This is a genomic window from Edaphobacter sp. (assembly GCF_035763405.1).
Lineage (GTDB): Bacteria > Acidobacteriota > Terriglobia > Terriglobales > Acidobacteriaceae > Edaphobacter.
Map to the genome: position 1 here is coordinate 19,805 of NZ_DASUBE010000038.1, position 11,862 is coordinate 31,666.

An 11,862-nucleotide genomic window follows, 5' to 3' on the forward strand; every position below is an offset into this window, starting at 1 on the left:
TCCTTATAGTCGTGCGAACGAGCACATATAGGGATCCCTCCGCTGCGCAGCGCGATACGGTCGCGCTGCTTCAGTCGAGATGACGTGCTTTGTGGGATGCGTTGAGTGGTTCGATCCAGGCTGATTATTCAGAGCACAGCAATCAGCATTGCCGGGTTTTATCGTCTTCAACTCCACAGCGACAAGTCCAAACGCTCCTGATTACTGGTTGGACTTGTCGATGTGGTAGTTGACGACGATGCTGTGCGAGACGCCGTTGCTGGTTGCCGTAATGATGATGGGATCGTTCGTGCTGGGGATGCCGCTGCCGCAGCCGGTGAGCGATGCGATGCCGCCAAGGGTGAGCAGCAGAAGCGCCGACAGGCTGATGGCCCGGGCCAGCTTGCGGCTGGATTGACGCAGCCGCTTGATGGACGCCAGCGGCACCAGGAAGAGTCCGAGTGCGATGGGTCCGAGCGGAGTGGCTGGGTTGGCCGGACGATCCAACTCTGCAAGCTTGCGGGTGGCAATCTTCAGGGTAATGTCTGCGGGCCCACCGAACATGCCGATCGTGGTCTGCGAGAAGGTGTACGTGGCCAGCACAGGCCCGTTGGCCCCGTTGACCGTGATGACGACTTTGCCTGGATAGCTGCCGCCAATGGGCGCAATGTGGAAGGTATAGGTTCCTGAGGTGCCGTAAACTCCGTGCAGCGTAGCCGGGCTGGTCAGCTCCATGCTGAAGTCGAGCGGCGTGACCTGGACGGTGCCGCTTGCATTCGAGGCTCCGGCGGTCTGGGCGTAGAAGTTGTTGTCTCCGCTATAGAGCGTGGAGATGACGTTGTTGCCGACCGGCAGCGGATTCGTTAGCGAGCCGGACGTGAACGTGGCGGTGTTGCCCACGATCGGCGCGGTGCCAATGAGGTTGCCGTTGTCGAAGAAGCTGACCGAGCCGGTGGGCGTGCCGCTGGTGGCCGACTTGACGGTCACGGTCATGGTGACGGGAACTTCGAACGGCACATTGATGGTGCTGAGGCTGAGCGTCGAGACGACCGATGCCTTGGTGATGCTGAGCGTTCCGTTGTGGACGGTTTGGGTGTAGTTGGCGATGTTCGTGCCGGAGGCCGCGGGAACGATCGCATAGGAGCCGACGTCGGAGAGTATGGCCGCCGTGGTGGAGAAGCTCTCCGTAAAGGTGTCGCCGTTTTGCTGGCCGGTAATAGTGCCGGTGAAGGTGGGGTTCGCGGTGCCGTAGATCTTGGTGGCATCGTTGGCCGTGACGATGAGCGTGGCCGGTTGAACATCGACCGTCACGGTCTTCTTGACGGTGGTGTAGTCGGTCGAGTCGTCAGGCGTAAAGGTGGCGGTGAGCGGTTGGGTGCCGACGCTGAGGACAGTGCCTGCGGCCGGTGCGTAGGTAAAGGTCCCGGCGATGCTTCCACCGCTGGGTGTGGCGGCTGTTGCATCGAGCTGCGTGGAGCTGAGAGGCGTGCCGTAGATGATGGGCGCCGGATTGCTCCAGTTGATGACGGGCGAGGCAGCGATGACAACGAGGTTGACCGTTGCGGTCGCGGTCGTGTAGTTGGCCGTGTCCGTTGGCGTGAAGGCCAGGCTCAGCGTATTCGGGCCGGCAGAGAGAACTGTTCCGGCGGCTGGAGTGTAGACGAACGCGCCTGCTACGGAGCTGGTCGCGTCAAGCTGCGTGCCGGAGAGCGCCGTGCCGTAGGTGATCGGCGCGGGCGTTGCCCAGGTGATGACCGGCGCGGCCTTGTTGACTGTGACGGTCACGCTGGCGGTCTGGGTCGTGTAATTCGCCGTGTCGGTCGGGGTGAAGGTGACGGAGAGCGTGTTGTTTCCGGCGGAGAGAACGGTACCCGCCGCCGGAGTGTAGACGAACGCGCCCGCTACGGAGCTGGTCGCGTCAAGCTGTGTGCCGGAGAGCGCCGTACCGTAAGTGATCGGCGCAGGATTGGCCCACGTGATCACGGGCGTTGCTTTGCTGACGACAATGGTGACGCTGGCGGTTTGGGTCGTGTAGTTCGCGGTGTCGTCGGGCGTGAAGGTCGCGCTCAGCGTGTCCGTGCCAGCGGCGGGAACGACACCCACAGCCGGGGTGTAGGTGAAGGTGCCGGCGACGGAACTGGTTGCGTTGAGCTGTGTCGCACTCAGCGCTGTGCCGTAGGTGATCGATGCAGGGTTGGCCCACGTAATGACCGGCGCCGCCTTGTTGACGACGATGGTGACGCTGGCTGTCTGGGTGGTGTAGTTGGTCGTGTCATCAGGAGTAAACGTCGCGGTCAACGTGTCCGTACCAGCGGCAGGCACTGCTCCGGCGGCCGGGCTGTAAGTGAAAGTGCCGGCGACGGAGCTGGTTGCGTCAAGCTGCGTCGAGGAGAGCGCCGTGCCATAGGTGATCGGCGCAGGATTGACCCACGTAATGACCGGCGTCGCTTTATTGACGGCAAGCGTTACGCTGGCAGTTTGGGCGGTGTAGTTCGCCGTGTCGGTCGGGGTGAAGGTCACGCTCAGCGTGTCCGAACCTGCTGCCGGGATGCTCCCTGCCGCTGGCGTGTAGACGAAGCTGCCCGCCACCGACGCCGTCGCATCGAGCTGAGTTGAGCTCAGCGCCGTGCCGTAGGTAATCGGCGCGGGCGTGGCCCATGTGATCACCGGTGCGCCCTTGTTGACAACAAGTGTCGCCGTCGCGGTCTGGGTGGTGTAATTCGTCGTGTCGGTCGGAGTGAAGGTCACCGAGAGAGTGTTCGATCCGGCGGAGAGGACCGTCCCCGCCGCAGGGCTGTAGGTGAAGGTCCCGGCGATGGGGCTGGTTGCGTCGAGCTGTGTGCCGGAGAGCGCCGTACCGTAAGTGATCGGTGCTGGGTTGGCCCACGTGATGATTGGAGCAGCCTTGTTGACGACGATGGTCACGCTGGCTGTCTGCGTCGAGTAATTGGTGCTGTCGGTTGGCGTGAAGGTCGCGGTCAGGGTGTCGGTGCCTGCGGCTGGAACTGCTCCGGCGGCTGGGCTGTAGGTGAAGGTACCGGCAACAGAGCTGGTCGCGTTCAACTGCGTGTTCGAGAGCGCCGTGCCATAGGCAATCGGGGCCGGGTTCGACCACGTAATCACCGGAGCGGCTTTGTTGACGATGATGGTGACGCTGACTGTCTGCGTTGAGTAGTTGGTGCTGTCGGTTGGGGTAAACGTCGCGGTCAGGGTGTCGGTGCCAGCGGCTGGAACTGCTCCGGCGGCTGGGCTGTAGGTGAAGGTCCCGGCGATGGGGCTGGTCGCATTGAGCTGAGTATTGGAAAGCGATGTTCCATAGGTAATCGGTGCAGGATTGGCCCAGGTAATAACGGGTACAGCCTTATTGACGGTGAGCGTCACCGTCGCGGTGGCTGTGGTGTAGTTCGTCGTGTCGGTCGGGGTGAACGTCACCGAGAGCGTGTCGTTGCCTGCCGCCGGGATCGCGCCTGCCGCCGGGGTGTAGGTGAACGTGCCCGCCACCGAGCTGGTCGCGTCGAGCTGCGTCGAGCTCAGCGCCGTGCCGTAGGGCACCGCCGCCGGGGTCGACCAGGTGAGCACCGGCGTCGCCTTGCCTACCGACAGCGTCACCGTCGCCGTGGCCGTGGTGTAGTTCGCCGTGTCGGTCGGAGTGAACGTGACCGAGAGCGTGTCGTTGCCTGCCGCCGGGATCGCGCCTGCTGCCGGGGTGTAGACGAACGTGCCCGCTACCGAGCTGGCCGCGTCAAGCTGCGTGCCGGAGAGCGCCGTGCCGTAGGGCACCGCCGCCGGGGTCGACCAGGTGAGCACCGGCGTCGCCTTGCCTACCGACAGCGTCACCGTCGCCGTGGCTGTGGTGTAGTTCGCGGTGTCGGTCGGAGTGAACGTGACCGAGAGGGTGTCGTTGCCTGCCGCCGGGATCGCGCCTGCCGCCGGAGTGTAGACGAACGTGCCCGCGACGGAGCTGGTCGCGTCAAGCTGCGTGCCGGAGAGCGCTGTGCCGTAGGGCACCGCCGCCGGGGTCGACCAGGTGAGCACCGGCGTCGCCTTGCCTACCGACAGCGTCACCGTCGCCGTGGCCGTGGTGTAGTTGGCCGTGTCGGTCGGAGTGAAGGTCACCGAGAGCGTGTCGTTGCCTGCCGCCGGGATGCTCCCCGCTGCCGGGGTGTAGACGAACGTGCCCGCTACCGAGCTGCTTGCGGCAAGCTGCGTCGCCGAGAGCGCCGTGCCGTAGACAATCGGCGCGGGGGTTGGCCACGTAATAGTAGAGGTGGCTTTATTAACGACGAGCGTTACGGTAGTTACCTGGGTTGCATAGTTGGTCGTATCGGTTGGCGTAAACGTGACGGAGAGCGTATTCGATCCGGCAGGAAGGATAGTTCCGGCGGCTGGAGAATACGCAAATGCACCGGCGACTGAACTCGTTGCATTAAGTTGGGTTGCACTGAGAGCCGTGCCATACGGAATGGGTGCAGGGTTTGCCCAGGTGATCGTCGGTGACATCTTATTGACGGTGAGCTGGACCGTCGCCGTTGCGGGAGCGTAGTTCGCGTTCGACGGCGTGTAGGTCACGCTCAGCGTCTGCGTCCCTGCCGACAGGACGGTGCCCGCAACCGGGCTATAGACGAAGGTTCCGCCGCTGGGTGTGGCTGTTGCGTTCAACTGCGTTGCCGAGAGCGCCGTGCCGTAGGTGATCGGCGCAGGAGTAGGCCACGTGATCACCGGCGTTGCCTTCGTGATCGTGAGAGTGCCGGGAGTCAACGTGGTGAAGCTGTAGTTGGTCGAGGCAAGGGTTCCCAAAGCTACGGAGATTGGGTAGGTCCCCACATTCACCGGACTTGCCGGAGATGTGGTCAGCGTGGGTGCGCCGGTGACAGCGGTTGCCTGGGCGTCTCCGTTGACGAATCCAGTGATCGTATAGGTGTAGGGAGGAACGGCCGCGCCATAGACTGCAGTTTCGTTGTTCGCCGTTACCGTGAGCGGGGCCTTGTTGACGACGATATTGACGCTGGCCGTGCCGCCATTCTTGAACGTCGTCGTGTCGGTAGGAGTGTAGACCACGTTGAGCGTGTGCGTGCCAACAGACAACACCGTTCCCGCCGGTGGTGTGTACACATACGTGCCGGGAGCCGGAGTGGCCGGGTTCGACAGCGTGCTGATCGCCATCGACAGGATGGTGATGTTGGAGTTGGTGGGGAGGGTGATGCTCTTGAGGGTCTTCGTGGAATCGAGCGTGATCTGATAGCCATAGACGTTGTACGTGCCGGAGGCGCTTCCACCGCTCTGCGTATCGATATACGTCGTCGTCGCTGCGATCGACTCACCGGTGTAAGCCTGATAGCTGTTCCACGAGCTAAGGCTCAGGTTGGTGGTGGCAGTCGAGCCGTCGGTGTAGGTGATGATGAAGGGCTGCGAGGTCTGGTTGCCGTTGGCTGCGCCCAGCAGGTAAAGCGTATAGCCGCTCAACGCCGGCAGCGGGACCGTTGCGCTGGAGATGCCATTCGGCACGCTGGGATTGCCCAGTGGGAACGTCGTGCCTTTCCAGACGATCTGACTTCCGAGCTGGTTGGCGGAGTAACCATTGTTCGAATTGGCAAAACCCGCTGTATTGAAGGTAGTGCCGTCGGTGAAGATGGCTGCAACGTCATAGGAAGTCGAAACGGGCGGGATGACCATGCCCGCGTTGTACGTAGCCGTGGCGTTCAACTGCGTTGAGCTGAGTGGCGTGCCATAAGTGATGGGAGCAGGCGTCGCCCAGGTCGTTGATGTCACCGTAGGATTGACGACGAGCGAGACCGATGCAGAGGCCGAGGTGTAGTCCGTGGTGTCGGTCGGGGTGAAGGTGGTGGAGAGCGTGTCGGTTCCAACGGTGGGAGTAGTACCCGACGCAGGATTGTAGACAAAGGTGCCCGCGACAGGCTGCGAGGTCAATCCCATGGCCAGCATGAGGATGTTTCTGTTGTTCGGCAGCGTCAGGCTCTGGACGATCTTCGTCGGGTCAAGCGTAATCTGGTAGCCATAGACGCAGGTGGAGTTGGCGTCGACGCCGCCGCCGGATGTATCTCTGGAAACGTTGCACTTGATCGACGACTCACCCGGCCAACTGAGCGAGTGTACCCAGTCGCTCAGGTAGATGGTCTGCGAGGTCGTGGTGCCGTCCGTGTAGGTAACTTTGAAGGTATAGTTCGGCGAGACGTTATTCACCATCGCGCCCAGCAGGTTCAACGTTGCATAGTAACCGGCGGGAAGCGAGATCTGGGTTGCGGTGGTACCGTCGCCGTAGACAGCATCGGGCGCGTTGGCCGGGCCCAGCGTGTAGGTCACGCCGTTCCAGTTAATCGCGCTACCCAGCGAGTTGGCAGAGTACGCATTTCCGTCGCCGTCAAATCCGCCGGTGCTGTAGCTGGTTCCATTGGTGTAGATGCCGTAGACGTTGTAATAGCTGGCAAGCGGGACCAGCGTGGTCCGCGCTGCGGTGGCATTTAACTGGATGAGGTTGAGCGGCGTGCCGAAGGTAATGGGGTCGGGCGTGGGCCAGGTGATCGACGGCGTGGCCTGTGTAACTTGAATCGTAGCGGTGCCGGTGGCGTTGTTATAAGACGTTGTGTTGGTTGGTGTGAAGGTAACGCCCAACGTGTAGGTTCCAACGGGGAGAATTGCGCCCATCGCCTGCGTGCCGCTGTTATAGGTGTAAGCATAGGTGCCCGGTACGGTGACCCCATTCACCGAAGCTACGGCGTTCAACTGTGTCGTCCACAGGATGGTGCCATAGGAGATGGAAGCCGGGTTCGCCCAGGTGATGACGGGTGTCACCTTGCCGACCGTAACCGTAATAGCAGTCGAGGTGCTGCCGACGTAGTTGGTGTCTCCTGCAAAGACGGCGGTCAGGGTGTGAGTGCCGATGCTCAGTGTGCTGATATTGAACGTCGCTACGCCGCTGGAAGGGGTAGTGACGCCGATGACCGTTGCACCGTCCTTGAGGGACACAGAGCCGGTCGGAACGAGGCTGCCCACCAGCGCAGGAACGATGGTCGCGGTAAATACGACCTGCTGACTGTAATAGGGAGTCGTTGTGCTCGCGTTGAGAAGCGTCGAAGTCGGGATATTGGTTCCCGTCAGAGCCACGGTGTTAGAGGTGCTGGCGCTGAAGTTGGTGTCGCCCGCGTAGACGGAATCGACGTTGTGTGTGCCGCCGCCGGGAACGGAGACGCCTGACAACAGCGCGCTCGCCGTGTCGGTCATCTCGTTGAGAAAGATGTTGACTGTGCTGCTGCCGTTGTTGGCAACGACAAGGTCAGAGGTGCCGTCGCCATTGAAGTCCGCAGACGCACCCACAATCGGATTGGACCCTACGCCGGCCGTCGTCTGCGATTGAAAGGTCAGATCACCGTTGCCGAGGAACATGCCCAGGGTCTTTGAGATGGTGTTCCCCGCAGCGAGATCAATCTTTCCATCGGAGTTAAAGTCGCCGGACACAATCGAGGTCGGCGAGCTTCCCGTAGCGAGAGACGACGGTTGCAACGTAAATGTCCCATCTCCTTTTCCCTTGAAGATGTCTATGCGATTTTTTCCGCTCTCAACGACAGCAAGATCGCGTTTGCCGTCGCCATTGAGGTCTGCTGCTACAAGAGCAGCAGGGCTGGTACTGCTACCGGTTGAGATTGGCGACCCGGTGGCCTGGTTGAACGTGGTGCCGTTTCCGCCGCCAAGCATCACGCTGATGGAATTAGAGGATTTGTTCGTGACGGCAAAGTCGAGTTTGCCGTCACCATTGAAGTCGCCCACAACGATGGACGATGGCCCGTTGCCGACAGCCGCTGAGAGTAGAAAAGGAGCGGAAAAGGCCCCGGTCCCGTCTCCTTGCATAATGTCAACCGTGCCAACCAGGATGCTGCCGGCGACGGCAATATCGGGGATGCCATCGCCGTTAAAATCGCCAACCGCAAGGGCCGTTGGGGTCGTCCCGACCAGAAGGAGATTTGGTAGCGTGTACACTGCCTGGTTCTTAAAAGTGCCGTCGCCGTTACCCAACAGAATCGAGATTGTGCCATCGGCGCTGTTTGCCACGGCCAGGTCGAGCTTGCCGTCACCATTGAAATCCGTCGCAACGATGGCGACAGGTGAATTTCCGGTCGCATAGGTCGTCCCGGATGCCGTGAATCCGCCCGCTCCATCTCCGATCAGGATGCTGATTGTCTTCTTGTTGCCGTTGAGTACTGCGAGGTCAATCAGGCCGTCACCATTGAAGTCTCCCGCTGCCACACCGTCAGGCCCATTACCCACTGTTACCGGCGACGTGCTGCCCGCCACGGTATTCTGCGCGATGGTTCCGGCTCCAAGTGACGCCGAACCCAGCAGATAGTTGGCGTTGCTTGTGTCCTGAAATGAGACACTGCCCGTCGGTGAGAGGCTGTTGCTGCCCGCCCCTACAACCGTCGCCGTGAGCGAATAGTTCCCCGCGGTTCCCGTGTACGCCAGGCTGGTGGCCGTAAGGTATGGACCGGTGATGGTGACACTCTGCGCCGTTGATGTGCTCGCCTGATACGCCGACGGCGGATTGAACTTCGCCACGATCGAATGCGTTCCGATCCAGCCGAACTCCTGCTTGAGCACGGCGTTGCCTGCCGTGCCGTTGGCCGACTGCACCTGCACGGTGCCGAGAGTCTCCGTAACGCTGTTGTAGGTGTCGGTGAAGGTAACGGTGCCGCCGGTCAGCGCAGTTGCTCCGGCCTTGACCGTGGCCGTCAACGTGACGACGGTGCCGTCGGCCGTGCTTGTCGGCGCTGCCACCAAAGTGGTCGTTGTGGCCGTCTGCGCATGGGCTGTGGCAATCGAGAAGACTGCCATGAGGATCATTGCGACCCAGACCAGCGCGCGTGACTTTAGCGCGGCGTGTGCGCTGGTCTCCCGGCGATTAAATCTTTCTAATGCTCGTTGATTTTTCGTCGAAGTTTGCGGCACGTCGATTGCTTCTTCACCAGATGGAGGACGCGAGAGAACGAGCTTCCCGGCAGAAGGGCAAGACTGTCGCTGACCGGACGTCGATGCGACACGGAATGTCCGCTGTGACCGGCGGAACAAAGCAGAATGGCCCCAGGAAGCATTCAGAAATTCAGGCATTTACAAAATCCTCTCGACGGATGCAGAAAACACGTCTTCCTCGATGCCAATTCGGGAGCGCGATGTTCCTGAAACATCATGTCGTGCGGCGGCGGCGCGCGGTATGGCACGGCGTGTGCATGTGAGTCCTCGAAAGTTGTAGTGCAGCACTTTGCAAGTGCGAATGGGGCGTGACTTGCTTGTCCGCTTGCGCGCTCCGGGTAAAGCATCGCGCCCGCACCTGGAACTGGAATTTGACCCCGGGTTCGAGCCGGGATACCCTCTTTTTAATCTGGTGCTGGGAAGACGGTGTGAATCCGTCACTACCCCGTAACTGTAAGCGCGGAGAGTTTCGACGATCGGTTCAAAGCCACTGGGGCGTGTGCTCTGGGAAGGCGAGTCGAAATTCAGCGAAGCGCAAGTCAGGAGACCTGCCAGAGGCCAACCGGGCTTCATTCGGCTCCGAAGGGAGAGCTGAAGAGCATTCTCGCCAGACTCCGCTGGCTCGATCGCTGCCTGTTTTTCTTTCCCACCGATTGCTCACGTGCGCATTCGCGTGCGAGCGCATCTGTCGTCCGGGCTGGGCTGTCCAGCCTGCAACCATTCACCAACCGGCAAGGTGTCGGGAAGGCGGTGCGAATCCGCCACTACCCCGTAACTGTAAGCGCGGAGAATTCGAGGCGAAGATGCCACTGGAACCCACGTGTTCCGGGAAGGCTGCCACGGATTCGGCGAAGCGCGAAGTCAGGAGACCGGCCTTGCTCCACGATCCCGAGGGGGAATTATGCGCTCGCTACTTCGCACTGCGCGGACGATGGTCCGCGTCGCCTTCCTGTTTACCGTCTCGCTCTTACTCTTCTCACTTCCGATCACCGCCGCCGCTCAGGGCACGCTTCGCGGCACCGTCAAAGATCCACTGGGCGCCGTCGTCACCCATGCAAAAGTTGAGCTGCTGACCGGCGCCAATGTTTTAGAGACGACCAGAACGGATGCAACCGGCAACTATCTGTTTCATGTCAAAGCTGCGGCGCTCTATCGCGTCCGCGCTGCCGCGCCCACGTTTCAGGACACGACCAGCCAGCCCACCTTCGCCACCTCGTCCACGCAGATGGAGATTGACCTCACGCTGGCCACCGGAACACTTACTCAGCAGGTCACGGTAACGGCTAATGGAACACCAACGCCTGTGGCCCAGACCGGCGCGCCTGTCACAGTGCTGACAGCGGATGACTTTCGCTATTCGACCGAGGTCCGCGACCCGCTGCGGCTTGTTCCCGGGCTTCAGTTTACGCAGAGCGGACAGGCCGGAGGCACCTCGGCCCTCTACATTCGCGGAGGCAACAGCAATGCCAATAAGGTGTTGATCGACGGCGTTCCGGCGAACGACATCGGCGGCGCGGTCGAGTTCGCCAACCTCGCCACAGTGGGCGTCCAGGAGATTGAAGTGCTGCGCGAGCCGAACAGCGCGCTGTATGGCTCGGATGCGCTGGCGGGCGTCGTCAGCCTGACGACGGCGCGCGGCACCACGCCGCTGCCGCTGTTTACCTACGCGGGCGACGCGGGCAACTTCGGCACGTATCGTCAGGATGTCGCCGCCAGCGGCCTCTTTCGGCAGCTCGACTACTTCTCCGAGTTCACGCGCATGGACACACGCAACAATCTGCCGCGCGACCAGTTCCACAACGCCACCTATGCGGGCAACTTTGGCTGGAGCCCGAACGCGGCCAACAGCCTGCGCTTCACCGTGCGGCATCTTGCCGTCGCCGCAGGACAGCCGAACTCGTTCGATCTCTACGGCATCGCCGACGCGGCTGGCTACAAAGAGCAGGAGAGCTTCTACAGCGCCGCGTGGAACAACCAGGCCACCGGCAAATGGCACAATCAGATTCGCTATGGCGGCCTGCGGCTGAACTTCCAGTACACGGACTACGCGCCTACCGGCATCTATGATCCTTCGACCGATCTCTACCTCGGCAAGCCTGTCACCATCACCGGCGCGAATGGCTACAGTGTCAGCGGTCAGGCGATCTTTCAATATGGCGCAAGCTACGGCTCGACGTATCCCAGCGTATATACCGCGCCGAGCAAGCGCGACTTTGTCTACGCGCAGACGGATTACGTCTTCAGTCCGCGCATTGCCGCGCTGGGCGCGTTCAAGTACGAGGACGAGCGCGGCTACACGCTCTCCCAGGGCAGCACGCCGAACTCGATTGAACGCGGCAACTACAGCTACACCACCCAGCTTGCCGGATCACTGCGCGACCGCCTCTTCTACACCGTCGGCAGCGGACTTGAGGAGAACGGGCTCTTCGGCTTTGCCGCGACGCCGCGCGCTTCCCTTGCCTGGTATCTTGCGCGCCCCTCGGCCGCGCGTTGGCTCAGCGGCACGAAGCTGCATTTCAGCTTCGGCAAAGGCATCAAAGAGCCGAATATCTCCAATCAGGACAGCTCGCTCTACAGCCTGCTCTCCGCGAAGCCGAACGGAGCCGCGCTCATTGCGCAGTATCACGTCTCGCCGATTGGCCCGGAGACCTCGCGCAGTTACGATGGCGGCGTGGACCAGCAGCTCTGGAACGGTCGCGCCCGCATCGGCCTGACTTACTTCCACAATCAGTACACCAACGGCGTCGAATACGTGCCTCACTCCGCGCTGGTCCAGCTTGGCTTTGCCGCCGCCGGAGATCCCGCCGCGCAGTACGGCGCGACCATCAATTCGATGGCCTTTCGCGCGCAGGGAGCGGAGGCGGAGATTGAGTACAGCATCACGCACCACCTCTTTGCGCGCGG

General features: G+C 61.7%; 2 protein-coding genes and 2 riboswitches. Of the genes, one reads left to right on the forward strand and one right to left on the reverse strand.

The window, feature by feature from the left end:
• Window positions 1–201: 201 nt before the first annotated feature.
• A complete protein-coding gene (locus tag VFU66_RS03490; RefSeq protein ID WP_326444845.1) occupies window positions 202–8,823 on the reverse strand; it encodes a beta strand repeat-containing protein in 8,622 nt (2,873 codons plus the stop codon).
• A gap of 497 nt (window positions 8,824–9,320) precedes the next feature.
• Window positions 9,321–9,528: riboswitch (cobalamin riboswitch) on the forward strand.
• A 147-nt stretch (window positions 9,529–9,675) separates the two neighbouring features.
• A riboswitch (cobalamin riboswitch) is annotated at window positions 9,676–9,850 on the forward strand.
• 9 nt (window positions 9,851–9,859) lie between these two features.
• On the opposite strand from VFU66_RS03490, the gene VFU66_RS03495 reads away from it, so the two are divergent.
• Window positions 9,860–11,862 (forward strand): TonB-dependent receptor (locus tag VFU66_RS03495; protein WP_326444846.1); only part of this gene is annotated, 2,003 nt, incomplete at its 3' end.

What these genes read in the sequence shown, in the direction of transcription:
- VFU66_RS03490 (WP_326444845.1), bottom strand. Translation starts at nt 8,823, where the DNA reads ATGGCAGTCTTCTCGATTGCCACAGCCCATGCGCAGACGGCCACAACG.